We start from the raw sequence: 25753 nt of genomic DNA on the forward strand, positions 1-25753 counted from the left end.
CTATTTACTCCTTAATACTTATAACGTGCTGATTTAAACAATACCCGTTACGGTAAAGACCGTAATCACTACAAATACTGCTAATGTTTTAATTACCGTAACTGCAAAAATATCTTTATACGATTGTTTATGGGTTAAGCCTGTAACAGCAAGTAAAGTAATGACAGCACCATTATGCGGAAGCGTATCCATACCACCCGACGCCATCGCAACTACACGGTGCATAACTTCTGGTGGAATACCCGCAGCTAAAATCGCGGCGTTATAATGTTCAGCCATCGCACTTAAAGCGATACTCATACCACCAGAAGCCGAACCGGTAATACCGGCTAAAACGGTTGTCGTCACCGCCCCATTTACTAAAGGATTTGTGAAGGTACTGCTCATTGCATGACTAATCATGGCAAAGCCTGGTAATGACGCAATAATTGCACCAAAGCCATACTCAGAAGCCGTATTCATCACTGCTAAAAGTGAGCCACCAATACTGGCATTAATGCCTTCTTTAAAGTTCGTCACGACACGTTGATAATCAAACAAAATTGCAGAAATAATCCCGACAATAAGTGCAAGGCCAACTGCCCAGATCGCACCAGTTTTTGCAACATCGACAGTGTAATCAGCTAAACCAACGGCAGCAAAATCAAAGCCATTTGGGTACCACTCTTTAATTGCTTTAGACAAATATTTATTCATTACTGCAACAAGAATAAGGGGTACGAATGCTAGAAACTGACGAGCCTTACTTCCATTATTTTGTAGAGGCATTTCGGCTTCAATTTCTTGAGATGGTGTATTGTCTACCCCAAACCCAGAGAACCCTTCTCCAGCTTTTGCAGCAGCACGACGACGCCATTCTAAGTAGCTCAAACCCATACATAGAACAAAAATAGCACCAATAATTCCTAAGAAAGGTGCGGCATAAATATTGGTACCAAAGAAAGTGGTTGGAATTACGTTTTGGATTTGTGGAGTACCTGGCAATGCATCCATGGTGAATGTAAATGCACCAAGCGCGATAGTTCCCGGAATTAAACGTTTTGGAATATTGGCTTGTCTAAATAGCTGGTTTGCAAATGGATAAATTGCGAATACAGCAACAAATAAACTTACTCCACTGTAGGTCAAAATTGCACCTAAAAGTACAACGGTTAAAATTGCTTTTTTTGCTCCAATCCATCTTACAATGGTTCTAGCAATAGACTCAGCAATTCCTGACATTTCAACAACTTTACCGAAAATTGCGCCAAGCAAGAACACAAGAAAGTAATCTTTAATAAAGTTCACCATTTTGGGCATAAAGACACCCGAATAAAACGGTAAAACATTGGCTGGGTTAATGAGTAAAACTGCAAGTAAGGCACAAATGGGTGCCATGAGAATGACAGAAAAGCCCTTGTAAGCTGTATACATTAACAGCCCAAGTGAAAGTAGAATTACAAATAATTCCCACATATATTCTTTCTCCCTAAAGAATAAATACTAGGTTCAATAAAATTACCAAAAGATATTTAGGTTATCCCAAACCTAAAATGATAAAAATCACAGTATCTATGAGTGGTAATAGGTAAATGAGCTTAAAAATAAAATATCACTAAAATATTTAAAAACAATGTAATTTATTTAAATTTTAAAATAACAACAAAATACAATTACTTATATTGCATATTTGGTAGAATTCAACTATTTAAAAATTATTATTATTTTGTAAAACTTATTAATTATTGAGTAAATTAAATTAATACCTCTATATTATTTAATAAAGACAATTAAATAATATATTTTTTAAATTAGTTTAATTACATCATTAAATTAATAAATATTAAGAAGGTTAACTTCTCATTACTAAATACATTCCATCCTTTACATTAACAATTAAGCAGAAATTTTTTATACGAATAATCAGGTTTTTTATGAATAGATTAGGGCCTAATCATGGCAAAGGCTTTAAAATATAAAACTTTAATTACTGCGACCAACCTACGAGTCCAATAAAGATGAAGAAAAAGATGTTGTTTATAGGAAGTATATTGTTGACTTCTTTATCTACCTCAGCTGCACCATTAAAGTTACCCGATGACTGGACTCAAAATACTCAGCCATTCCAAATTACTGAAAATATATACTATGTGGGTACTCACGGTCTTGCAGCTTATTTGTTAGCTTCTGGTCATCAAACTTTATTGATAGATACGGGCCTTCCAGAAAATACAGAGCAAATAGAGCAGAACATTAAACAATTAGGTTTTAAGTTATCAGATGTAAAAATTATGGTTACGAGCCATGCTCATTGGGACCATGTAGGTGCACTTGCACGCATTAAACAAGATACTGGTGCTAAATTAATTACAATGCAGCAGGATGTTAAGGCTTTAGAAATAGGAAAACCTATAGGTGAAAACACCTTCCAAACTATTCCTTTTACTCCAGTTAAAGTTGATAAAGTCATTCACGATGGAGAAGTAGTTAAACTTGGAAAATTAAAACTTAAAGCCACGCTTACTCCTGGACATACCCCAGGTTGTACAACTTGGTCAACTGAAGTTAAATCTAACGGTAAGAACCTAAATGTTGTTTTCCCTTGCAGTCTCTCTGTAGCTGGCAATGTTTTACAAAATAATCATCAGTATCCAAATATTGTTGCAGATTATCGTAAGAGTTTTGAGCGTTTGAAAAACATGAAGGCAGATATTGTGCTTACTAGCCATCCAGAAGTTGCAGATGTCTTGGGTAATAAGGCGCGTAAAGATGCTGGACAAACCAATGCATTTATTCAACCAGAAAAACTTTCTAGTATTGTAAAAGATGCGGAAATGGCGTTTGAAAAATCACTAGTTAGTAGTCATCACTAAACATTAATTTGTCATATTTATATTTGATAAAAATTTAAAAGCCCTGATGATGCAGGGCTTTTTTAGAAACTTTAATATCATCACCCTTCAATATTTTGTTTTTGGATCTATATTCAATCAGAAAATATATTTTTGGTTAAACTTGATATTGATCCGCTTTCAAATTGGGTTGATCTACAAGTAATTCAATAAAAGATGGAATTGATGTAGTATTAAGTAAATACGGATTAAACTCATCAACATGATGATGAAAAAAGAAATCTTTTATTTTTGTATTGATAGGAGCAAATTTCATACTCCAATGTTTAAATAACCGTTGTTCAGATGGTTCCAAAAAGATGATTTCGCAGTTTTGATGCCTCGAATCTTTCAAAATTGATTTATAGAACAGCGCCTCAACTTGTTCTTTCTCACCTTCTAAGTATTGTAAGAAGTACCCATTACCATAGTAAAGCACACCAGTAATGTCATTTTTAGAATTAAATTTGACAGCTTCTGTAAGAATATCAATTAAATCTTGTTTTATTTGACTATGTTCACTATTGGTTTTACTTGCATACATAAAGCCTATTAAACTCATAGCGATAACTCGAAGATAAATGTCAATGGTGCATTCTGACACTTACATACTATCCTTACAATGCAACCTACTTAAAACCTTGTATTTCAAAAGTAAAGATTATTAACATTTTGAAAATGACAAACTTTAACAAGCAGAAATCTTTTGTAAATGAATGCCACCTTAATCAACTAAACAGATACTTTTAATTTTAGTAAAATTAAAACTGTCTTTAATTTGTGGATGTCTAATGGAGAACCATGAAATCACTCTTCAAGACGAACATCATAAACAATTTAAGATTGTCAAAGTTCAAGATGTTCGTTTTGATAGTAATACACTGACTCATAGTTACCAATGGTTATGGGTATTTGATCATAGTTCAGAGTTTTTCCCATTTGAACTATGGGATCAACTTGACAATGCGACCGTTCATCAAAAAATAAGAATGAATAATCAGGTCTTTAAGATTATCAAGATTCTGACAAAGAAAACCAAACTACGGTATTCCTGAGTAAACATTTTTCTATTATGTTTTAGATAAAATTACTAATTTATTCATTTGCGGTACGTAACCATGGCGTAACTGTTAACCCAGTGAGTACTCCTTCAGGACTTAAAAAGCGAGTAACTGACTGCCCCCATGGTTCTAAACGATTATTTACCAATAGTTGATATCCTTTAGAAATCATATGAGCTGAAGCTTGATTAATATCCTCAACTTCAAACTCAATCCAACTTTGAGGAACAGTAAATTCTTCGGGCCATTCTTTTCGACCAAAGCAGGACTCTGCTGCTTGATGTAATGGCCACAGTGCAAAGTGTTTTACACCGCCCAGCTTGCCATCTTCTGTACTCATATAAGATTCATTACCTTCCATCACTTTTATTGGAAGGTTTAATGTGTCTTGATAGAGTGCTTTACTCTCTTCATTAACTCTTGTAATTGGTCCAAATCCAGCAACAAAAAGTACTTTGATAGGGGACATTTTTAATAACTCATTTTTATAAAGTAATAGGTTCTTTTATACTTGAAATAATTCATTTTTTAAACATTAATTATTTTCTTGCTAATTTATACCTAAATATTTTAAGGATCCTCTTATCACTATCATCACGTCAATCATGCATAATTTATTTTATGAGTTTTTAATAATAATTATTACTATTTCTTTTAGAAGAAATTTTAGAAAAAATTGCCCAGAGAATGTTTAAATATGCCGACAAAAAAACCTCGCCAATGCGAGGCTTAAATGTTCTAAAATTTATTTACTCAGAAGCTTCTCAACATTCTTTTCAATTATTTTTTTACTTTGATTATTCATTAAATAAAAGTAAAAAATTAATCCAAAAAATACTGCTGCATAAAGAATAATCGCCCATATGTACTTCAATATATTTTCAAATAACATATGATTCATCATGTCTACATCAATATTAATTCCAAAATTATGTACATATCGACTTAAGAACAAGGTAATACAATAAATTAAGATAGGAACTGCAAGAACTCCTGTCCAGATGTTAATTTTGTTTTTCTTAACTTCGAGTTTATCAAAGTTATCCTCACCAAAATATTTTTCAATCTCAATAACTTGTTTGTTTAAATCATCTTTTAAAGAGATAGGTAATCTCCTATCTTTAATATGATATTGAACGTCTTTTAATATTTCCGCATTTTCCAGAGATTCACCTAAAATTCTTAAATTCCCCATAAATAACTATAATACAATCAGTAAAAAAAGGGATTTTAGTAGAAATTCTATATGAGAAACTGCTTTTTAACATAAAACTAATAAATTAATTCGAATAAAAAATCCAGAAGATACTTTAACTTTTCTAAACACTTTCCTGTTTCCAATAGTTTTAATAAGATCAATTTTTATAAAGAACTTGTATTAAATTAGAGAGGTAAAAGAGAGTCTTTTTAGTAATTGTTTGTAGATTAACTCTAATATTACCGATAGAGAAAATTTTATTTATACAAGCTTTCTCTAAAAATATTCTGTAGATAACGGACTGGAGTAGTGCCTATATGTTGACGGAAAAAAATGATAAATGCTCTATCACTGATAAACTCCAGTTGTTGCGCCACCTCACTTATTTTTATACCTTCAGATAGCAATTTCTATTGCTCTTAATAATGTCCATTGTTATCTCCAGTTCTGATCAGTCTTTTTCTTAATTTTTTTGTCAAAAAACATAATTTTAGGCAAATTTTCGTATAAATTACCCTTCAACGTAAGTTGAGTAATCTAAAGGTAAGAAATGACGCTTAAACAATTAAAAGCTTTTTTAGCTCTTGCACGTACCCTCAACTATGCCAATGCTTCTTTAGAGCTACATCTAAGCCAATCTGCCTTAAGTCTTACCATCAAAAGTTTAGAAGAAGAGTTAGGCGGTAAACTCTTTAACCGTAATACACGCCGTGTTGAGCTTACCCAAGAAGGCAAATCCCTCATTCCGTATGCAAAAAAGTTACTAGCCAACTGGGATGAGATGGAAAATGATGTTAAACAACGCTTTAAACTTAATCGGGGAACTTTAAGTATTGCATCTATGCCCTTTGTGACTCATGCAATTTTACCTGAAGTAATTCACCAGTTTTTAGCTGTTCATCCTAATCTTAATTTTTCAATTCACGATATTCCAAATGAGACTATTATAGAAAAAGTACAAGATGGTATTTTTGAACTTGGTATTTGTTTTGAACCAGATCTCACAGAAGGCTTAGAATTTAAGCCCCTATTTGAAGAAGATTTCTTGGCTCTATTGCCAAAGACTCATCCACTTGCTCAATCATCTTCTATTACATGGCATGAGCTTTGTTCAAATCCATTCGTGACCTTACAGAAACCTTCAATTGTTCGTTATTTAGTTGAGCAAAATTGTTTGCGAAATAACATAACGCTCGATTTAAAAGTGGAATGTCATCAAATTTCATCACTCTCAAGTTTTGTGGCTTACGGTATAGGTGTAAGTGCAATTCCAAGACACTTCGCAAAACACATTGATAAAGAACATAACGTGTTGATTGAGTTAAAGGATGAAGCTATTCATAAGACTGTGGGAATTGTTTATAAGAAGAACTTTGAAATTTCAAATATTTCTACTCAATTTATCGAGGCTTTGATTCAATATAAATTTTAAAAAATTAAATACTGTATTTTAGGATGAGTTTCGCTCATGTTTAATAAAAATTAATTAATAATTATATTTTTCAATAAATTAAAATTATTTTTTAAAGTTTTTTACATAGTCCGAAACTGATCTTTTGTTATAAATTTGATACCATTCATTGATTATACTTATTAATCCTTTAAAAAAATTAACTTCTATAACGCAAAATGTGATGCTAAAACTAGATTACTAAGGGATATAGGAAAACAACAGAATGAATAAAGTTTATGCCAATGCAGAGGCAGCACTGAAAGATGTTATTGCAGATAATCAAACACTCGCTGTAGGCGGTTTTGGTTTATGCGGAATTCCTGAAAAACTAATTGTTGCAGTTAAGCAAAGTGGTGTAACTGGTCTAACTTGTATTTCAAATAATGCAGGTGTAGATGATTTTGGTTTAGGTATTTTGCTTAAAACCAAACAAATCAAAAAAATGATTTCTTCTTATGTTGGTGAAAACAAAGAGTTTGAACGCCAATATTTAAATGGTGAACTTGATGTGGAGCTTACACCACAAGGCACTTTAGCTGAAAAGTTACGTGCTGGCGGTGCTGGGATTCCTGCATTTTATACTCAAACTGGCGTGGGTACCCTCATTGCAGAAGGTAAAGAAGAACGTACCTTTCATGGCAAAAACTACATTTTAGAAGAATCGTTAACAGCAGATGTGGCTCTTGTTAAGGCCTATAAAGCAGATAAAGCAGGTAATTTAGTATTCCGTAAAACTGCTCAAAATTTTAACCCTGAATGTGCGATGGCTGGAAAAATTACAATCGCAGAAGTGGAACAAGTGGTTGAAATTGGTGAATTAGATCCGGATGAAATCCATTTGCCGGGTATCTATGTAAATCGCATTGTACTGAATGCATCACCTGAAAAACGTATTGAGCATAAAACTTTAAGCACGGAGGCAGTATAAAATGGCTTGGTCACGTAACGAAATGGCACAACGTGCTGCAAAAGAACTTAAAGACGGTTTTTATGTCAATTTAGGTATTGGCTTACCTACCCTTGTTGCTAACTATATTCCAGAAAATATTAATGTTTGGCTTCAGTCTGAAAATGGTCTATTAGGTATTGGTGAGTTCCCAACAGAAGAAACTGTTGATGCTGATTTAATTAACGCTGGTAAACAAACGGTTACTGCTCGTGCTGGTGCTGCATTTTTCTCAAGCTCTGAATCTTTTGCCATGATCCGTGGTGGTCATGTCAACATTGCAATTTTAGGTGCAATGGAGGTTTCTGAAAATGGTGACTTAGCCAACTGGATGATTCCAGGTAAGAAAGTCAAAGGTATGGGCGGCGCAATGGACTTGGTTGTTGGCGTACAAAAAGTTGTAGTGCTTATGGAACATTGTGCAAAAGACGGTACGCCAAAAATCGTAAAAAACTGTAGTTTACCTTTAACAGGTAAAGGTGTTGTTCATCGAGTCATTACTGACTTAGGTGTAATGGATATTACTCCACAAGGTGTTGAGCTGATTGAACTTGCTAAAGATGTCACGCTTGAACAAATTCAAGCTGCTACAGGTGTCGAGTTTTATAAAACTTTAGTCGCGTAAATTCTAAGATTTAGTTAGCTGTACAAGACTCAAGTTAGAAAGTGAGCTTTAGTCTTAGCCCTTTTAAGCACTGGATGTGCTGTTTATAAATAAGAACGAGAAGGATTTTTCAGCTATGGAAAAACAGCAAGGAATTTTTGAAAGATTTGCTCTTCGGATTAGTGACTGGTCTGAAAAATGGTTTCCTGATTCATATATCTTTGCATTACTCGGCGTCATTATTGTATCTATTGCCGCTTTGGGTATTGGCGCCCCAATTCACGATGTAGCAACTTCTTTTGGTAACGGTTTTTGGAGTCTTATTCCCTTTACCCTACAAATGACCATGCTCATTATTGTAGGTTATGTCGTTTCTGTATCTAAGCCCGTCAAATACATCATCCAAAAAATGGCACGTATTCCAAATTCTGGACGTGGTGCTATTGTTTTGGTTGCAACTGTAAGCTTATTAATTTCTTTGGTGAATTGGGCTGTTAGTACAATTCTTACGGCACTTTTAGTAATTGCATTAGCGAAACGTAAAGAGCTGAATATGGATTATCGTGCTGCTGCGGCAGCCGCAATCATTGGTATGGGGGCGACTTGGGCACTAGGAATCAGTTCTTCAGCAGCGCAGCTTCAGGCAAATAAAAGTAGCTTACCTGAATCAATTTACAACCTGACTGGTGTTATTCCATTTACTGAAACTATTTTCCTTTGGCAATCGATTGCGATGACCATTATTTTGGTGATTGTTTCAATCGCTATTGCGTATTGGTCAGCTCCAAAAGGCAATAATGTTAAAACGATTGATAGTTTTGATGTTCAGTTTGAAGAAGACAAACCACATGAGGAGAAATCTAATCGTCCTGGCGATTGGTTAGAAAACTCGCCTATTTTAACGATTATTGTAGTGGCTTTAGGCTTAATCTGGATGTTTTTTGAATTTTCAAAAAGTAATCCAATTATTGCAATTTCAAGCTTAAACACATACAACTTTGTATTTTTAATGCTTGGTCTAGCGTTACATGGTACACCTCGAAACTTCTTAAATGCTGTTGCAAACGCAGTTCCAGCCGTATCAGGAATTTTAATTCAGTTTCCACTTTATGGAAGTATTGCATTTATTATGACGCAAGCTTTAAACAGTCAAGATTTATCGCTGTCGCATTATATAGCTGAGTTTTTCGTTTCAATTGCGTCAAAAGAAACTTTTGCGATTGTGATGGGAGTTTACTCTGCCATCCTTGGATTCTTTGTTCCTTCAGGTGGTGGAAAATGGATTATTGAAGCCCCATATGTTATGCAAGCGGCAAATGATTTAAAGGTTCATTTGGGTTGGTCTGTACAAATTTATAATGCAGCCGAAGCTTTACCAAACTTAATCAATCCATTCTTTATGCTTCCAATGTTAGGCATTTTAAAACTAAAAGCAAAAGATGTGATTGGGTTTACAGTCACTCAGCTCGTTGTGCATTTTCCTTTAGTTTTATTCTTGCTGTGGTTCTTTGGTAGAACGCTCAGCTATACCCCTCCAACTTTTTAATTTAGTGGCGCCTTTAGTTTAGGCTAAAGGCAAATTTAGCAAATACACCAATAAGAGATATTAAGATGAGTTCAATTGTTATAGTTTCAGGTAGCCGTACTGCAATGGGTGGTTTTCAGGGTAGTTTATCTTCTCTAACCGCTCCAGATCTTGGCGCTGCTGTCATCCGTGAATCAATTCAACGTGCAGGTGTTAAACCTGAACAAGTAGATGAAGTTATTTTCGGTTGTGTATTGAGTGCTGGTATTGGTCAAGGTCCTGCTCGCCAAGCTATGCGTAAAGCAGGTGTACCTGATCATGTCGGAGCTGTGACCATTAATAAACTGTGTGGTTCTGCTATGAAAGCGGTGTTAATGGCTTCAGACACCTTAAAAGCTGGTAGTGCCAATATTATTGTTGCAGGTGGCATGGAATCTATGACCAATGCACCTTATATTTTACCGAAAGCTCGCGGTGGTTACCGTATGGGCCACGGTGAAATTAAAGACCATATGTTTTTAGATGGTCTTGAAGATGCAGAAACAGGCCGTTTAATGGGTTCTTTTGCTCAAGATATGGCAAATACTAAAGGCTTTACCCGTGAGCAAATGGATAACTTTGCGATTTCTTCACTTAAAAAAGCGCAAACTGCCATTACAGAAGGTTACTTCAAAGAAGAGATTGTTCCTGTTGAAGTAAAAACACGTAAAGGCGTGGAAGTTGTTGATCAAGATGAGCAACCATTAAAAGCTAATCTTGAGAAAATTCCGACTCTACGTCCCGCTTTTAGTAAAGATGGAACAATTACAGCTGCAAACTCAAGCTCAATTTCTGACGGTGCTGCTGCGTTAGTACTTACCACTGAAGAATATGCTCAAAGCCATGGCTTAAATACTTTGGCAAAAATTGTTGCAACTTCTACTCACTCACAGCATCCAAGTGAATTTACCATTGCTCCAATTAGTGCAATTCAAAAAGTGCTTGAGCGTGCTGGTTGGTCAGTTGATGAAGTAGATGCTTGGGAAATTAATGAAGCTTTTGCAATGGTAGCAATGGCACCAATTCATGAGCTAGGAATAGATGAAGCAAAAGTTAACGTACATGGTGGCGCTTGCGCGTTAGGTCATCCAATTGGCGCTACAGGTTCAAGAATTATCCTTTCTCTCATTTATGCATTAAAACGCTTAGGTAAAAAGAAAGGTGTTGCAGCCCTATGTATTGGTGGCGGTGAAGCAACTGCTGTTGCAATTGAAATCTAATTCAAGAATAAAAGAAGATGTAAGGACTTTCCTTACATCTTCTTTTTTATAAATAAAATTCTTAAGCTGTTTTAAATAGCTCATAGCAAGTTTGACGGAACCATTTATGACTACTCTTATGGTGGCAAGACATATGCCAATGTTGCTTAACGTCATAAGTTGGAAAATCAAGCGGTGCAGGTAAAATTTGTAAGTTCTCTCTAACCAATAAAACTTGGCTTAAATAATATGGAACAGTGGCAATCGCATCTGTTTCCTGAACAACTAAACCTACCCCTAGATAACTTGGTAATCGAATCAAAATATTTCGATCCAACCCTTTATTCTGCAACTCATTTTTAATGTGATAATGCCCAATACCTGCATCAATATCGATATGATATTCACGCATGTAATCTTCTAGAGTAAAATTATTTGGATCTAAACGCGGATGGCTTTTCGAGCTAATCACGACATAGTGTTGACGGAAAAACTTCTGCTGATAAAAACCTTCTTCTAATTGTGGCAAGAAACCTATCGCCAAATCAATTTCACCATTTGCCATTTGATAGCTGGTTTCTGGCGTAATTGGTCTAATATTTAAACGAATGAGAGGTGCTTTTTCTTTTAAATAGTTAGTTAATTGTGGCAATAAAACCAAATGTGATACATCAGTCATCGCAATGGTAAACAGCTGATCTGACGTTAGCGGATCAAAGTTCACATTAAAGTTATTAATACTTTCAACTTTATCAATCACTTCACTAATCAGAGGAAAAATCTGCTTTGCAAGTTCGGTCGGAATCATTTCATTTCCAACTCGAATAAACAAAGGATCATTAAAATGTTGGCGAATTTTGTTTAGACCGTTACTTACACTCGGCTGTGTTAAACCAATAGCATCTGCAGCCATTGAAACACTTTTGAAGCGATAAATATGATAAAAAATATTTAATAATCTACTGTCTAGATCAAACAAAATTGTCTCCGCTTGGACTCAATAATCCAGTGAAATAAGTTCAAAAGCAGGTATAAATGATAGAAAGATTCCTATGCCCTACTTTTGACTTATTGAAATTTACTCTAAATTAGCAAAGAACTTAGATGAGGGGCAATGCTTTATCATGCCTTTCATCATGAAGACCCAAGCATAATCTACTTATTTGATTAATTTATATATAAATATCGTGTACTTCATCTTGCGAATGAGTATGCGTTATTGTTCTTGCTGGGCTTTAAAACCATTCCATATTTGTTGTACCGATTTATTATCGCTCAAATTATTTTTAAAGATATAAATATCTTGTGCGAGGCAATATTCTTGCTGATCTAAAATAACTAATTTTCCAGCTGCAAGGTCTTCTTCAACGTTAATTTTCGGAATCCATGCAACCCCTAAACCTTGTAAAACCAGTTCTTTTAAGTTAGTTGCATTGTCCGTTTCATATAACGTTTTATAAACAAGTTTACCTTCTATCAGTTGGTCTACCAATTTTCTTAAGTAAGCATGTTTGCTATAGGCAAGCAAAGCAAAATTGCTTTGTATTGTATGTTTAGGGCTATGGTCAGGTTCTGTAGCAGAAACAGGAACAATAACTGTCTCGGCAATTTTAATACCACTTAAAATATCATCTCCAACTTTTCTAATATTGCTTTTATCTGCATAGCAAATCATGAAATCACAGGCACCTTCTTTTAACAAAGACAGGCCTTCTCCACTATTGGTTGCGACAATTTCAATTTTTAAATCACGAATAAGAGTAGGAAATTTCTTTAAAAATGTTGTTAAAAAACCAGAAGCTAATGAGTGAACAACACAAAAACGAATGGTAGATTCAGTTTCATTTTTAATATTTTTAATGAGTTTTGCGGTCTCCTCGACCTGCTTTTCAATGTTTTTAGACATTACCAACAAAATTCGTCCAATGTCTGTAAATTCGATATTGTTCTTATTGTTTCTAATAATGACTTCAGCACCAATCATTTCTTCAATTTGCTGAATTCTTCGAGTAAAGGCAGATTGGCTAATGAACCTTTTCTCTGCAGCTTTTGAAATTGAGCGTTCACGCTCTAGAGTGAGGAGATCCTCTACCCAGCGAACTTCTAAATTCATCTTATCTATTCCCTTTTAGATTTATAATTTTATTAATTGATATTTTTGGGAAGTCGTATGAATAAATGTAGAGATGAATAAAAATGGTAAAACATAGGGAGTACCTGCAAAAATGCGAGAAAAGATTGGACAATGCCAAACTATGAAAATGAAGTATTTAATAATTCTGACATAGAAAACAAGATAAGAGAATAATAGGTTTTGTTTTAAGACGTTAAGAGATGAACATAAGTACGATCTAATAAAAAAATTTTTTGAAATCAATGAATAAAAGAACATCAGAAAAATAAATAATTCAGTTCAACCAAATAAGTTTTAGAAATAACTATAGGCTTTTATTTAATCATTTTTTATAAAAAATATAGCTTCAGGAATGAAGTAAAATTTGGATAAAAAAAGTCCGCACCTTGGGGAAGAATGCGGACTATGAACTGTTTCAATAACCCATTGTTAAGTTATTGACTAAATTTTGATGCTATTAAATTAGTACACTATTCAACTTTAAGAGCAATCATAAAATCTGATTAAACAACTTTTTCCATTTTTATTTCACCAAGAAATAAGAATCTTTTATTTACTCTTACAATAGCTTATAAAGTAAAAATAAATTTAATGAATAATTACTACAACTTATTTTCAAGTTCTATGTAGTGATAATAATTAATTGTATTTCATACAATATTTATAAAGAGTATAAGGTGAAAATTCAATTCCGACTATTATACTAAAGTATCGATTTGCTTATTTTGAACTTATAAAGTCATCATTCACAATAATGACTTTATGGACAAAGGAGATATTCAAAGCAAACTAATACTCTCCAATCAAGTAGTATAATTTTCTTGAAATTTCAACCATCATATTTGCAGTATATTGACTAATTTCAAATATTTGTTTTTTTTGTGGATTAAATACCATGTTGTCTTTTTCATCGCTAAAAAAAACATAAGTTGTATATTTATCCATGTGATGAACATGCTCTTTTAAGCTTAATTTTTCACCAGAATTAGGGTCATATGCAATAAACTTCATTCTCATGCATTTGTCTCTTACAGCGCTTACATCTCAATAATTTTGAATCAAGAGATTATTTAATAGACAACAATCTCAGGCTATAACTCATCGATACGATGCAGTTGGAATATTTTGCTTCGCTTTTTGAATGGTTAGCTCAGCATTTTTTATTGATTGCTCAGCCTCTTTAAGCATGTGTGAACTTTTGGTTTCAGCTTTTTCTTCAGTGCCCCAAAGAAGATAGCAAGCGAAACTTCCCAATATTAATAATCCAGCAGTTACTTTTAACATAAACTTAATAAATAAAAATTTTCTGTATTATATGTATTTTTATGTTAAATGCATCACAATTTTATTAAAATTTATTAAACAAAGCTCACTATTCATTCTTTAAAATTAATATTCACATGAAATTTCAATTAAATTTATTAGTTTTTAAGAATAAAATTCTGGCTTAGCCATATTTAAAACACTTAATTGACTTAATCATTTTTACAATTCTGCACATCAACTATGAATATAATTATTTGAAATAATTAAATATTAATAGAAATTAAGTCTATTGATCTATTCAATTTTTAACTATTCATTTTAGCTTAACTGATTTTTTGATATGCAAAAAATGCATAATTTGTTTAATAAATGCATTAGAAGTGAAGCATTTCGAATTCTAAGATGAATCATCTTTAATGAATCGAAGTTTAATGATGAACGCTGATATTACTACCCGTATTGAGAAGGATCTTATTGGTCATCGAGAAATCAACAATGACCATTATTACGGAGTTCAAACATTACGTGCTTTAGAAAATTTCAACTTAACAAATAGCAAAGTTGGAAATTTTCCTAATTTAATTAAAGCATTAGCTATGGTTAAACTAGCTTGTGCTGAAGCAAACTATAATCTTAAAAACCTAGATCAAACTAAATTCGAAGCAATTGAATACAGCTGTAATCAGCTTATTCGTGGTAATTTCCATGACCAGTTCCCAATCGACATGATGCAAGGCGGTGCTGGTACTTCAACTAATATGAATGCAAATGAAGTATTAGCAAATGTTGCTTTGGAATATATGGGCCATTCTAAAGGGCAATATCAATACTTGCATCCAAATAACGACATTAATATGTCGCAGTCAACAAATGACGTATACCCTACTGCAATCCGTTTAGGTCTGTTATTAAGCTTAGATGAGTTAAATCTTCCATTTAACAATTTAATTTTAAGTTTTCTTAACAAATCTCAAGAGTTTGCGCACATCTTAAAAATGGGCCGTACTCAATTACAAGACGCTGTACCTATGACTTTAGGTCAAGAGTTTGGTGCATTTGCAGTTACCTTGCAGAAAGATCTTGAGCAAATTAATACGCTTATTCCAAATGTTTTAGCTTATATGAACCTTGGTGGTACAGCAATTGGTACGGGAATTACGACTGAATATAATTACCGTGAACTGGCTATTCAGGCACTTGCAAAAATCTCTGATAAGAAAATTAAGTCAGCTCCAGATTTAATTGAAGCAACTTCAGACATGGGTGACTTTGTTCTTTTATCTGGTTTATTAAAACGTACTGCTACAAAACTTTCAAAAATTGCTAATGACTTGCGTTTACTTTCAAGTGGCCCACGTACTGGCATTAATGAAATTAACTTAGAAGCGCGTCAACCTGGTAGTTCAATTATGCCGGGTAAAGTAAACCCTGTTATTCCTGAAGCGATGAACCTTGCTTGCTTCCAAATTATTGCAAACGATTTGGCTGTAACTTTAGCTGCTGAAGCAGGCCAACTACAGTTAAATGCAATGGAACCGCTTATTGCATTCAAACTATTTGAGTCTATGGACTTACTTGGTAGAGCAATGGCAATGTTCCAAAGCAAGTGTATTGATACGATTACAGCGAATCCTGAACACTGTAAAGCTTTAGTTGAAAACTCAATTGGTATTGTGACTGCACTCAACCCATACCTAGGTTATGAAACTACAACTCGTATTGCTAAAACTGCAAACGAAACTGGACAAAGTGTATTGGCTTTAGTTCAAAAAGAAGGTTTATTATCAACTCAAGTGCTTGATGATATCTTGTCGATTAATAATATGGTTAAACCAAAAATGTCGGCTTAATTCCTGAAAAATAAAAAGGNNCCTTTTTATTTTTCAGGAATTTTTAAAAACTAAACGTTGTAGAGAACTGGGCTGTACGTGGATTACCTAAGAATAAATAGTCATCACCCATAAATGCCCCTACATCACGCCAATACTTCTTATTAAATAAGTTATCAATATTGAGTCTAAAAGTTGTTTCATGCCCAGCAAAATTTGTTTTATAGGCAGCACCAATATTAAAGACACTGTACCCACTTACTTTTGCCGTTGCATCTTTATTTGCATATTTACTGCTGCTGTATTGCATACCAGTCAGTAATCGTAATCCTTCAATAGAAGGAACTTTATAAGATAGTTGCGCAGTTGCGCGGATTTTCGGCACATTTTGAGTCTGATGGCCTTTGTAGCTGTCAGTATCAATATCAACAAGACGAGATTTGGTATAGGTAACACCTGAACTTACATCGAGTGTATCGGTTAAAGCGCCCGTTAAACCTAATTCAATACCTTGATTGTGTTGTTCACCTTGTTCAACAAAATCGAAAGTTCCATCTGCATTTACTTTGCTATATTGATTATCTTGTTTTAAATCAAAAATAGCTGCTGTTACCAAGAAGTTGCGTATTTGTTGCTTAACACCAATTTCATATTGTTCAGAGTTTTTCGGTGATAGAACTTCTAGAGCATTATTAGCAAACCATGGTGCTTCACCACCATCTGATAAACCTTTAGCATATGAAGCATAAAGATTAGTTGTAGTAGTTGGGCTATATATGAGCGCTAATTGTGGCAAGAATTTGTTTAAATCCGTATCACGGCTTTGCTGCCCATCTGAATTATAAGCTTGCTCATCAAGGTGAATAAGTTTCCCACCCAATAAAGTTGACCACTGATCATTAAATTGAACTCGGTCAGATACAGTAAATGCAGTCTGATCACTCTCTAGAGCTTTGTAACGATCGTCTGGACTTTCTGATGATGGACTGTAGTCGACCGTATCTTCATAGATATTGCCTGTTCCTACCGCTACATTCAGAGGTGTATGATGCTTTAAGGTTTTATAAGTACGTTGTAATTCGAAAGCTACTTGATGCTGAATGTTACCAGTGTTGAATTCACCATTTAACCCAGCTGCAAACTGGTTAGTAATGCGTGTGTCATCTGGACTACGAAAATCGTAAATATCATAATTACCGTGTTTATCAAAAGTATTGCCCAAGCCGGTAACTTCACAAATGCTGCTATAACATCCCCATGGGAAAGCACTATTATCATCAATCACAACACGGCTTTGAGACGCACTTAAGCTACCATTCCATTGATCGTTAAATGCATATTGATATTTCAAACTGGCATTTACACTGTTATTTACAACAGGCTTACTCCAAGACTGATAACCCAATAAACGGTCTTGATCTACATTTGTTGGTACTTCTCCATCAAGCAATTGATAGCCCGGTACTGAGCGTTGGCTTTGACGCTGAGCTTCAATATCAAACAGTAATTTAGAGCGATCATTAATTTTCCAGTCTAAAGCAACTGAACCAAACTCACGTTTACCATTTGCGTGATCAACGTTTGGGTGAATACTTTCATGCGCTAAATTAACGCGATAACCAAAATTGTCATTAACAAAGCCGCCTACATCCGTTGCCAGTGTATAGCCGCCTTCTGAATTTGCATCGACCGTAATAGTTTTAATATCGGCAGGTCTTTTGGTCACGTAGTTAACCACACCACCGGGTGTCGACATTCCACTTTGAATCGCAGAAATGCCTTTTAAAATCTCAACTTGTTCTTTATTTTCTAAAGCTACATTTTGCTCGCCACGTATACTATGACCATTAATGAGATAACTTGAACCTAAATCGAGTGCAAAACCACGAGCGACAAAGTTTGGATAATAGCCAATAGCAGCGTAGCCATCGCCTAACGATGAATCATTTTTAATAACATCAGTCAGCGTTTTTACGTGCTGATCTGCTAAACGCTCAGAAGTAATGGTTGTAATGGAGGCAGGAACTTTCTTTACATCGCCAGTTTGAAAACCAGATAGATTAACTTTCTTTGAGGTGTATAGCGCATCACTATTTTGTGTAGCGTTCACAGTAATGGTTGGGAGCTGCGAAACCTCCGCTTCATTTGCGTAGACTACAGATGTCATCAGTGCAATAGATGAAGCCAATGCTGTTTTAGAGCATGTCATGAAGTAAAGATTTAACGCGCGTCTTTCCATTGAATAGTTACCTGCCATAGCGAGCATAATTTATAAAGCTAAAAAACAGTTATGTGCCCTATTTTTCAGCCACGCAAGAATACAGGCACCCATATTGAGAAACAACACATTCTGTATTTTTTCGATTAAGTGAATTTGATCCAACTTTTATGCACTTACTTATCAATATATAAATTTCTTTTATTTTCTTTGAAATTGAGGTTATATCTTTTTAAGTATTACAAAATAGCAAAAATGAAACTAAGCTCAAAACTAGAGGAATCAGGAGAAATTCAATAATAGATATATTTTTAAAATTAGCTCAATGGTTTTAAATGCAATTCATTATCAAATTGAATGAAAGGAAATGTTCGATCATTGGTTAATTTATCTTTAAATCGAACAAAAGGACGTAATTTTACTAGAATCGAATTTTAAAATTAGAAAAAATGAATGGTTAGGAATTTTAAGGAAGTGCTCAAGGTCGAGTGATTTTTAATGTTTCATTCTATTTTCTGTATAGCATACCTAAAAAATTCCTAGTTTTTGTCTACAAAACGATGGAATAAATATGACATATACTCAGGAAGAAAAACGTAGCCGGATACGTGGGATTGTAGGCGCAGCCTCTGGTAATTTAGTTGAATGGTTCGACTTTTATATCTATGCAGTATTTGCTGCCTACTTTACTCAAGCCCTAACCGCACCAGATATGGATAGTACGACTAAGTCTATCTATGTTTGGGGTGTGTTTGCTGCAAGTTTCTTTATGCGTCCGATTGGTAGTTGGGTATTTGGACGCATCGCAGACCGACATGGTCGAAAAAAGTCGATGATTATCTCAATCTGTCTGATGGCCCTAAGCTCATTTTTGTTTGCAGCTTTGCCAACTTATGATCAAGTTGGTTTATTTGCACCCTTTCTTTTACTTGTAGTGCGATTACTTCAAGGCTTATCTGTGGGTGGCGAGTATGGTGCAGTTGCAACTTACATGAGTGAACTAGGCTTGAAAGGTCAACGTGGTTTTTACTCGTCTTTCCAGTATGTCACCCTCTCTGGCGGTCAGTTACTCGCAAGCTTACTTGGCGTTATTTTGTTGGCATTTTTAAGTGAGCAACAATTACATGACGGCGGTTGGCGTATTCCATTTGTGATTGGTGGTATCGCGGCAATTTTATCTTTACTTGCCCGTAGTCGTTTAGAAGAAACGCTTTCTCATCAAGATAGCGAACGTAAAGAGTCTGGTAGCTTAAGAGAACTCTTTAAAAAGCATTGGAAAACCTTTTTATTGGTGGTCGGATACACTTCTGCCGGTTCCTTAACATTTTATGTAGAAACTGTTTACTCAAAAACTTATTTGACCAATTTAGGGATGGATGGAAAAACTGTTGGTTATATCATGACCTTCGCGCTATTTGTCTATATGTGTGCTCAACCTGTATTTGGTGCAATATCCGATCGTATTGGGCGCCGCTCTTCAATGTTGGCATTCAGCTTATTGTCCGCCATATTTATCTATCCAGTCATGGTGGTCGGGATGCGAGCCAATATTGACTCTCCGATTATTATTGCCCTGCTACTCATCTTTATGATGATGTTACTCAGTTTCTATACCTCTATTAGTGGTTTGGTAAAAGCTGAAATGTTCCCACCTCATGTGCGAGCTTTAGGCGTAGGTTTTTCGTATGCAGTAGGTAATGCGCTGTTTGGTGGTTCTGCTCCTTCAGTTGCCTTACAGTTCAAAGCTGCCGGAATTGAAAATACTTTCTTTATTTACGTCATTGTCATGCTGATTATCTGTTTCTTATGTAGCCTTGCGCTTCCGAAAAATCCAGATTATTTAGAACATGATCACTAAAAACTAAAGTTAGATATTCTTCTAGAGCTTTTTTTAGAAGAATATCTTTTTAAAATAATAAGAAATTCATTTTTGTTCTGTACCTTATAACTACATAGTACAACGCACCTGCTTAATTCATTAGCAATTTTGAGTTTGATGCTGCTGATCAATATAAATCAATTTTTTGATGGGATAAAAATGGAAAACGAAAAATCCCCTTTACCTAAAAGTATTATTCAAGTCACCTTCTGGCAAGCCTTTTTATTTTGGCTCAAGCTTGGCTTTATTAGCTTTGGCGGGCCAGCTGGACAAATCGCTGTGATGCATCAGGAACTCGTTGAACAAAAGCGCTGGATATCTGAAAAAAGATTTCTCCATGCACTAAACTACTGCATGCTGTTACCCGGCCCTGAAGCGCAGCAATTAGCAACCTACATTGGTTGGCTTATGCACAGAACTGCGGGAGGATTAGTCGCAGGCATTCTATTTGTACTACCGTCTTTATTTATTTTAATTGGGCTGTCTTGGGTTTATATAAAATTTGGAGATGTTCCGGTTATTGCAGGTATTTTTTACGGGATCAAGCCTGCCGTCACCGCAATTGTTTTCCATGCAACTTACCGTATAGGTAGCCGCTCACTCAAAAATAGATTTTTATGGTTCGTTGCAATTGCAGCGTTTTTTGCCATTTTTGTCTTAAAACTTCCTTTCCCTCTTATTGTGCTATCTGCTGGTATTGCTGGCTATTTAGCCAGTAAAAAGTACCCAGAACTATTTTCCTCTGCGGCTGGACATAAAGCCAGTCAAAAGGATTATGGCCCAGCATTTATTGATGATGATACCCCGACACCAGAGCATGCTAAATTCCATTGGTTACGGTTAGCTAAACTTATTTTTATGGCAATCATTTTATGGTTATTGCCAATTTTAGCTTTAGGCGCATATTTTGGGTGGCATCATTCTTATACCCAAATGGCGTGGTTTTTTACTAAAGCTGCATTACTCACTTTTGGGGGTGCATATGCAGTTTTACCTTATGTCTATCAAGGCGCTGTAAATCATTTTGGATGGCTTTCACCTACGCAAATGATTGATGGTTTAGCTTTAGGTGAAACTACACCCGGTCCACTCATTATTATCGTTGCCTTTATTGGTTTTTTAGGAGGTGTTAATCATTCATTACTTGGGCCCGAGCATCTATTTTTTGCTGGAGCACTCGGCGCTGTCATTGTGACTTGGTTTACCTTTCTTTTTTCATTTGTATTTATTTTTGCTGGTGGTCCTTTTATTGAATCTACACACAATGAAATTAAATTTACGGCGCCACTCACTGCAATTACCGCGGCTGTAGTCGGTGTCATTTTAAATCTAGCATTATTTTTTAGTTATCACGTGCTATGGCCGCACGGTTTTTCTGGTCACTTTGACACTATCGCAGCCCTCATTACAGTGGCTGCATTTATTGCCTTATTCCGCTTTAACATTAATGTACTGTATGTCATTTTTGCTTCAGCACTAATTGGTTTAGGTATTTATCTTTTATAAAAATGAGTCATGGGTCTTTTAACGTAATTGTGAAGGACTCATGCCATAAAACTGTTTAAAGCGATGGCTTAAATGGCTTGCTGAACTAAAACCACATACTAGGGCAATATCTTGTAAAGAAAGCTGCGATGACTGGATTAACCCTTTTGCCTTAGTTAAACGTCTTTGCATAACATATTGGTGAGGTGCCATATTCATGGACTGTTTAAACATATGAGCAAAATGGTATTCGCTTAAATTCACAACATTTGCCAAGTCTGACAAAGTGAGTGCCTGATCTAGATGATCTTCAATCCATTCCTGAATATATTTGAGTTTATGAGGTGCCAGTCCGCCTTTAATGGCAGGCTGTTGCCATTGAACACTACTGTATCTTCGAATTAAGTGATTCAACAATAAACTTGCTGTTGTACTCATTTGTAAGTGGTTTGCTGAATCGCTCCAGTCACAATCTAATAGGAAAAACTGATATAGCGCACGAATCCGTTCATCGTCATTAAAGACAACTTCGTTTAATTCAATTTGATTAGGCTCTTTGTCCCATATTTTTTCAGCAACATCACGTAAGTGTTGGTCGGTATAATACAAATGAACGAATTTGAGACCACCTCGTATATCCCAAGTCGACTCCTGATGTTCAGGCAATAAGCAAAAACGCCCCGGCCCACCGCCGTTTTTCCAACCCGCAGGTGTTTTTTGATAGCTTTCATAGCCATCTTGAATATACAGACTTAGAGTGTGATGATCGCTACAGACACTTACACGATCTTTCTGATTAGACCAAAATGCAAGTTGCATATTTTCATCAAGCACCACAGTTTCGTGAAGCTTGGCTTTAGATTGCTGTAGCTGTTCTAAAGTTTGATAGGCCATGCAAAATTAAAACGAATATCATTGAGCTTAAGTTAACCATATTCAGCAAAGTTCAGCTAGTTTAGATCTATAAAAAACGCAAGATCTTGCATGTATAACACAAGAATATATACGTGAAAAATGAAGCATTCCTAGATACTTAAGCTTGGTAATCGAGGATGAAGTTATGAATATTTTACTCTATGTTGCGGTGGTGTTGATTTGGGGAACAACATGGATTGGAATTGCCGTTCAAAGCCACTATGCAACACCCGTTGTCGCAATTTTATGGCGTTTTGCCATTTCAGCCTTATTACTATGGGTTGTTTTACTATTTTCAGGAAAATTACAGCGAATTGCTTTAAAAGATCACTTGTTTTGTATGCTGCAAGGCCTTTGCGTTTTCGGCCTAAACTTTATTTGTTTTTATACTGCGGTTAAATATGTAAATAGCGGTTTAGAGTCTGTCATTTTTTCGATGGCTGTTTTCTTTAATGCCATTAATGCGCTTATCTTTTTTAAACAGAAACCTTCTCCAAACTTTGCGCCAGCTGCACTTTTGGGTCTAAGTGGTATTGTTCTACTGTTTTGGCATGACCTCATTAATAGTCAGTTTAATGCGCAGTTATTAATGGGTATTGGGCTATGTGCAATAGGCACTTACGGTTTTTCTTTAGGAAATATGATTAGTGTTAGACACCAAAAACGTGGTCTAAATATCTTTTCAACAAACTGTTATGCCATGACTTATGGTGCATTGGTGATGTTAAGTCTAGCTTTATTTACAGGACAAGATTTAATGCCACCGATGAATTTCCCATTTTTAAGTTCGGTACTTTACTTAGCTGGATTTGGTACAGTTATTGGGTTCTCTGCTTATTTTTCTCTGGTTGGACGAATTGGCGCAGCCAAAGCAGCTTATAGCACATTGCTCTTCCCTTTAGTTGCTTTAACAGTTTCTACTTTCTTTGAAGGATATGAGTGGACTTTAAATGCTGTACTTGGAATTTTATTAATTTTACTTGGCAATTACTTAATGTTTAGTAAGTTAGAAATTGGAAAAAAGTTATTTAATAGTCAAAAAAGTTGTGAGAAGCAGGCCTAAGCCTGCTTTTTTATAAATCATAATTAATTTTAACAGCCCGTTTTTAGCAATAACTCGAAATCTTTTAAAGCTGCAGCTGCTGTAGCTAAAGGCGCAGATGCTCCTCCACTAACCACAAATTCACCCATCTCTTGCGTTAACACTCGTATGCATTTATTAGAACCTTGCAGATGAGCAAAAGGATGATTTGCTGCAACTAGTCTTAATTCAACACCCGTTTGAATTTGCTGATTTTTAATATGAATAAAACCAACCAAACGAGGAGTTAGATTTTCATTTTTCCAATCACGTATATGATCGGCAGTTACATGACTGATTCCTTGTCTTGGAATATCTTTAATTTTTATATCAGCTCCCAAAACAGTATTGGCTAGTATTGTAATTTTAGCAGCGGTATCCCATCCATCTACATCGAAAGAACTGTCAGGTTCCGCAATACCTTTTACTTGAGCTTTTTCAAGAGATTCTGTAAATGCACATTCGTGTTGCAACATATCATTCAAAATAAAATTTGTGGTGCCTGTAAACACACCTTCTATTTCTAAAATTTGGCAACCAGCCAAGTTATATTCAAACAAATCAACAGTCGGTAAAGCCGCAGCCGTCGCGCCGCTAAAAAATAGTTTTTTATTGTGCTGATGTGCCAAGTTAATTAGTTTTTTACCTTCTACGACTAAAGCACCTTTAGATACTGCAATCGCATTCATGTTATGTGTTAAAGCATAATTTAAATAAAATAGACCTTTTCCACCTGTCACATAATCACTTGGGCCAGTCTCAATAATGACATCCGCCTGAACCTGTTGTAAAAACTTTTGTTCAGTGAGACCTGCTTGATATTGTGCTTTATCTAGCCACTTTGAAGCTTGTAAACCATCTTGGTCAATTAAACCTGAAGATGAATTACAGACACCCACTAAACGGGCATCAACTTGATATTTTTGTTTATAGTATGTCGATCGATTTAAAAGAAGCTCTGCAATTTGTTGCCCAATCCGTCCAAAACCACAAATTGCCACGTTAACTCGCTTCATATCGCTTTCTCAAAAATTTATATGATTTAAATCAAAAAGTTTCCATAGACAATTTCAATGCATCATCTCTGGAAACTTTGTATTTATATAGATAAGTTAAAATACTATATTTCTTAAATATTAGTTAGATTAACAATCTTAATGACCATATAAATTGCAACAGCAAAAACCATTAAAGCAAAGACTTTTTGTACAATCGTAGGTGGAATAAAGCGAATGGCTCGACGACCTAATAGCATGCCTGCTACACATGCAAGAGCAAACGCACTCGTAATGGCGACTGGATAATGAAAACCCTCTGCAATATGCATCACAATACTTATGCCACTAATGAGAAAAATAATCATAAGTGAGGTTGCAACAATGCTATGCATATCCAAATTTGTGACTTTTCTAAGCGCTGGTACAATTACAAAGCCACCACCAACACCTAGCATACCAGTTAAAAGCCCCGCAATAATTCCAATGCCGGCAAGTACACCTCCAGTTTTAAAATTCCAGATAAATCGCCCTGTACTTGGGTTGACCTGACATGGCGGGTTATGGAAATCTGAAACTCGGTTACTGAGGAGTCGATAACCCACTGTAAACATAACCAAGCTAAACATTAACATGAGCCAGACAGGTGAAATCGTATTGGATATTAAGATTCCAATATGGGCCATTGGAGTACCAATAATTGCTATCCAGATTGCAGCGCGATAGCGCACAATCTTTTTAAATAAGCCTTCAATGGTCCCAATCAGGGTAGATAGCGCGACAGCCAGCAAACCAATAGGCGCTGCTTGAGCCACTGTCCAGCCTTGACTTGTCATGAGTGCGGGTACAGCGAGAATACCGCCACCCGCACCAGTTAGACCAAGTAAAAAGCCAATCACAATGCCTTCAACGACAAGTAGTAACATATCAAAAGCCTAAAATTGCATATATTTCATTTGCTGTGGACTGCCATTTGATGAGTAAGCAAATTCTCATCTTCTTGCGAAGCTTCACAGGGTAAGGCGGTGCTTTGTTTATCCTCTTAACTCGAATATA

23 protein-coding genes are annotated in these 25753 nt (G+C 35.3%); 11 read left to right on the forward strand and 12 right to left on the reverse strand.

Features of this window, described 5'->3' with window-relative positions:
* Positions 1-33 precede the first annotated feature (33 nt).
* Complete coding sequence (locus AC056_RS13875; protein WP_213033500.1) at positions 34-1455, reverse strand: GntP family permease; 1422 nt, start codon at positions 1453-1455, stop codon at positions 34-36.
* A 542-nt stretch (positions 1456-1997) separates the two neighbouring features.
* Between AC056_RS13875 and bla the strand changes: the two genes are divergently transcribed.
* Entirely contained in the window at positions 1998-2852 is an 855-nt protein-coding gene (gene bla, locus AC056_RS13880; protein WP_081410805.1) for a putative subclass B3 metallo-beta-lactamase, read from the forward strand.
* A gap of 136 nt (positions 2853-2988) precedes the next feature.
* On the opposite strand, the gene AC056_RS13885 is transcribed toward bla, so the two are convergent.
* Positions 2989-3432, reverse strand: a complete 444-nt coding sequence (locus AC056_RS13885; protein WP_052319520.1) for a BLUF domain-containing protein — start codon at positions 3430-3432, stop codon at positions 2989-2991.
* 229 nt (positions 3433-3661) lie between these two features.
* Between AC056_RS13885 and AC056_RS13890 the strand changes: the two genes are divergently transcribed.
* Positions 3662-3925 (forward strand): hypothetical protein, encoded by a 264-nt coding sequence (locus tag AC056_RS13890; protein ID WP_019459105.1) that lies wholly within the window; start codon positions 3662-3664, stop codon positions 3923-3925.
* Between the two features lie 40 nt (positions 3926-3965).
* On the opposite strand, the gene AC056_RS13895 is transcribed toward AC056_RS13890, so the two are convergent.
* Both AC056_RS13895 and AC056_RS13900 read right to left on the reverse strand, forming a co-directional pair.
* Positions 3966-4400 carry a glyoxalase gene (locus AC056_RS13895; RefSeq protein ID WP_077163948.1) on the reverse strand — a complete coding sequence of 145 codons (435 nt, stop codon included), beginning with the start codon at positions 4398-4400 and terminating at the stop codon, positions 3966-3968.
* A 276-nt stretch (positions 4401-4676) separates the two neighbouring features.
* Complete coding sequence (locus AC056_RS13900) at positions 4677-5126, reverse strand: DUF6097 family protein (protein WP_077163949.1); 450 nt, start codon at positions 5124-5126, stop codon at positions 4677-4679.
* Between the two features lie 553 nt (positions 5127-5679).
* Here AC056_RS13900 and AC056_RS13910 point away from each other — a divergent pair.
* From AC056_RS13910 to AC056_RS13930, 5 genes are all read left to right on the forward strand, one after another.
* Positions 5680-6561: a LysR family transcriptional regulator gene (locus AC056_RS13910; protein WP_049065395.1), complete on the forward strand. Its 882-nt coding sequence runs from the start codon at positions 5680-5682 to the stop codon at positions 6559-6561.
* Positions 6562-6805: 244 nt separating this feature from the next.
* A complete protein-coding gene (locus AC056_RS13915; protein WP_019459101.1) occupies positions 6806-7510 on the forward strand; it encodes a CoA transferase subunit A in 705 nt (234 codons plus the stop codon).
* A gap of 1 nt (position 7511) precedes the next feature.
* Positions 7512-8153, forward strand: a complete 642-nt coding sequence (locus AC056_RS13920; protein ID WP_019459100.1) for a 3-oxoacid CoA-transferase subunit B — start codon at positions 7512-7514, stop codon at positions 8151-8153.
* Between the two features lie 115 nt (positions 8154-8268).
* Positions 8269-9678, forward strand: a complete 1410-nt coding sequence (locus tag AC056_RS13925) for a short-chain fatty acid transporter (RefSeq protein ID WP_077163951.1) — start codon at positions 8269-8271, stop codon at positions 9676-9678.
* Between the two features lie 65 nt (positions 9679-9743).
* Complete coding sequence (locus AC056_RS13930; protein ID WP_004701759.1) at positions 9744-10916, forward strand: thiolase family protein; 1173 nt, start codon at positions 9744-9746, stop codon at positions 10914-10916.
* A 61-nt stretch (positions 10917-10977) separates the two neighbouring features.
* On the opposite strand, the gene AC056_RS13935 is transcribed toward AC056_RS13930, so the two are convergent.
* From AC056_RS13935 to AC056_RS13950, 4 genes are all read right to left on the reverse strand, one after another.
* On the reverse strand, positions 10978-11874 hold the full coding sequence (locus tag AC056_RS13935; RefSeq protein ID WP_004887299.1) for a LysR family transcriptional regulator: 897 nt from the start codon (positions 11872-11874) through the stop codon (positions 10978-10980).
* A 237-nt stretch (positions 11875-12111) separates the two neighbouring features.
* Positions 12112-13008 (reverse strand): LysR substrate-binding domain-containing protein, encoded by an 897-nt coding sequence (locus AC056_RS13940; protein WP_019459097.1) that lies wholly within the window; start codon positions 13006-13008, stop codon positions 12112-12114.
* An 810-nt stretch (positions 13009-13818) separates the two neighbouring features.
* Positions 13819-14040: a hypothetical protein gene (locus tag AC056_RS13945; protein WP_077164232.1), complete on the reverse strand. Its 222-nt coding sequence runs from the start codon at positions 14038-14040 to the stop codon at positions 13819-13821.
* 87 nt (positions 14041-14127) lie between these two features.
* On the reverse strand, positions 14128-14313 hold the full coding sequence (locus AC056_RS13950; protein ID WP_077163952.1) for a hypothetical protein: 186 nt from the start codon (positions 14311-14313) through the stop codon (positions 14128-14130).
* Between the two features lie 413 nt (positions 14314-14726).
* On the opposite strand from AC056_RS13950, the gene AC056_RS13955 reads away from it, so the two are divergent.
* Positions 14727-16145: an aspartate ammonia-lyase gene (locus AC056_RS13955; RefSeq protein WP_019459095.1), complete on the forward strand. Its 1419-nt coding sequence runs from the start codon at positions 14727-14729 to the stop codon at positions 16143-16145.
* Between the two features lie 43 nt (positions 16146-16188).
* On the opposite strand, the gene AC056_RS13960 is transcribed toward AC056_RS13955, so the two are convergent.
* Positions 16189-18390 (reverse strand): TonB-dependent siderophore receptor, encoded by a 2202-nt coding sequence (locus tag AC056_RS13960; RefSeq protein ID WP_077163953.1) that lies wholly within the window; start codon positions 18388-18390, stop codon positions 16189-16191.
* A gap of 523 nt (positions 18391-18913) precedes the next feature.
* Here AC056_RS13960 and AC056_RS13965 point away from each other — a divergent pair.
* Both AC056_RS13965 and chrA read left to right on the forward strand, forming a co-directional pair.
* Positions 18914-20200 carry an MFS transporter gene (locus tag AC056_RS13965; protein ID WP_004701769.1) on the forward strand — a complete coding sequence of 429 codons (1287 nt, stop codon included), beginning with the start codon at positions 18914-18916 and terminating at the stop codon, positions 20198-20200.
* Positions 20201-20380: 180 nt separating this feature from the next.
* Complete coding sequence (gene chrA / locus AC056_RS13970; RefSeq protein WP_077163954.1) at positions 20381-21727, forward strand: chromate efflux transporter; 1347 nt, start codon at positions 20381-20383, stop codon at positions 21725-21727.
* 18 nt (positions 21728-21745) lie between these two features.
* Here the strand turns inward: chrA and AC056_RS13975 are convergent, their stop codons facing one another.
* Positions 21746-22600 (reverse strand): helix-turn-helix domain-containing protein, encoded by an 855-nt coding sequence (locus tag AC056_RS13975; RefSeq protein ID WP_077163955.1) that lies wholly within the window; start codon positions 22598-22600, stop codon positions 21746-21748.
* A 166-nt stretch (positions 22601-22766) separates the two neighbouring features.
* Between AC056_RS13975 and AC056_RS13980 the strand changes: the two genes are divergently transcribed.
* On the forward strand, positions 22767-23684 hold the full coding sequence (locus AC056_RS13980) for a DMT family transporter (protein ID WP_077163956.1): 918 nt from the start codon (positions 22767-22769) through the stop codon (positions 23682-23684).
* A 29-nt stretch (positions 23685-23713) separates the two neighbouring features.
* On the opposite strand, the gene AC056_RS13985 is transcribed toward AC056_RS13980, so the two are convergent.
* Together AC056_RS13985 and AC056_RS13990 are read right to left on the reverse strand one after the other, a co-directional pair.
* On the reverse strand, positions 23714-24718 hold the full coding sequence (locus tag AC056_RS13985; protein ID WP_077163957.1) for a homoserine dehydrogenase: 1005 nt from the start codon (positions 24716-24718) through the stop codon (positions 23714-23716).
* Positions 24719-24831: 113 nt separating this feature from the next.
* Positions 24832-25623: a sulfite exporter TauE/SafE family protein gene (locus AC056_RS13990; protein ID WP_077163958.1), complete on the reverse strand. Its 792-nt coding sequence runs from the start codon at positions 25621-25623 to the stop codon at positions 24832-24834.
* Positions 25624-25753 lie beyond the last annotated feature (130 nt).

The organism is Acinetobacter genomosp. 33YU, from assembly GCF_001990725.1.
GTDB lineage: Bacteria > Pseudomonadota > Gammaproteobacteria > Pseudomonadales > Moraxellaceae > Acinetobacter > Acinetobacter seifertii.

Coding starts and splice junctions, on each gene's coding strand:
- AC056_RS13875 (WP_213033500.1), bottom strand. CDS start 1,455: ATGTGGGAATTATTTGTAATTCTACTTTCACTTGGGCTGTTAATGTAT.
- bla (WP_081410805.1), top strand. CDS start 1,998: ATGAAGAAAAAGATGTTGTTTATAGGAAGTATATTGTTGACTTCTTTA.
- AC056_RS13885 (WP_052319520.1), bottom strand. CDS start 3,432: ATGAGTTTAATAGGCTTTATGTATGCAAGTAAAACCAATAGTGAACAT.
- AC056_RS13890 (WP_019459105.1), top strand. CDS start 3,662: ATGGAGAACCATGAAATCACTCTTCAAGACGAACATCATAAACAATTT.
- AC056_RS13895 (WP_077163948.1), bottom strand. CDS start 4,400: ATGTCCCCTATCAAAGTACTTTTTGTTGCTGGATTTGGACCAATTACA.
- AC056_RS13900 (WP_077163949.1), bottom strand. CDS start 5,126: ATGGGGAATTTAAGAATTTTAGGTGAATCTCTGGAAAATGCGGAAATA.
- AC056_RS13910 (WP_049065395.1), top strand. CDS start 5,680: ATGACGCTTAAACAATTAAAAGCTTTTTTAGCTCTTGCACGTACCCTC.
- AC056_RS13915 (WP_019459101.1), top strand. CDS start 6,806: ATGAATAAAGTTTATGCCAATGCAGAGGCAGCACTGAAAGATGTTATT.
- AC056_RS13920 (WP_019459100.1), top strand. CDS start 7,512: ATGGCTTGGTCACGTAACGAAATGGCACAACGTGCTGCAAAAGAACTT.
- AC056_RS13925 (WP_077163951.1), top strand. CDS start 8,269: ATGGAAAAACAGCAAGGAATTTTTGAAAGATTTGCTCTTCGGATTAGT.
- AC056_RS13930 (WP_004701759.1), top strand. CDS start 9,744: ATGAGTTCAATTGTTATAGTTTCAGGTAGCCGTACTGCAATGGGTGGT.
- AC056_RS13940 (WP_019459097.1), bottom strand. CDS start 13,008: ATGAATTTAGAAGTTCGCTGGGTAGAGGATCTCCTCACTCTAGAGCGT.
- AC056_RS13945 (WP_077164232.1), bottom strand. CDS start 14,040: ATGAAGTTTATTGCATATGACCCTAATTCTGGTGAAAAATTAAGCTTA.
- AC056_RS13950 (WP_077163952.1), bottom strand. CDS start 14,313: ATGTTAAAAGTAACTGCTGGATTATTAATATTGGGAAGTTTCGCTTGC.
- AC056_RS13955 (WP_019459095.1), top strand. CDS start 14,727: ATGATGAACGCTGATATTACTACCCGTATTGAGAAGGATCTTATTGGT.
- AC056_RS13960 (WP_077163953.1), bottom strand. CDS start 18,390: ATGCTCGCTATGGCAGGTAACTATTCAATGGAAAGACGCGCGTTAAAT.
- AC056_RS13965 (WP_004701769.1), top strand. CDS start 18,914: ATGACATATACTCAGGAAGAAAAACGTAGCCGGATACGTGGGATTGTA.
- chrA (WP_077163954.1), top strand. CDS start 20,381: ATGGAAAACGAAAAATCCCCTTTACCTAAAAGTATTATTCAAGTCACC.
- AC056_RS13975 (WP_077163955.1), bottom strand. CDS start 22,600: ATGGCCTATCAAACTTTAGAACAGCTACAGCAATCTAAAGCCAAGCTT.
- AC056_RS13980 (WP_077163956.1), top strand. CDS start 22,767: ATGAATATTTTACTCTATGTTGCGGTGGTGTTGATTTGGGGAACAACA.
- AC056_RS13985 (WP_077163957.1), bottom strand. CDS start 24,718: ATGAAGCGAGTTAACGTGGCAATTTGTGGTTTTGGACGGATTGGGCAA.
- AC056_RS13990 (WP_077163958.1), bottom strand. CDS start 25,623: ATGTTACTACTTGTCGTTGAAGGCATTGTGATTGGCTTTTTACTTGGT.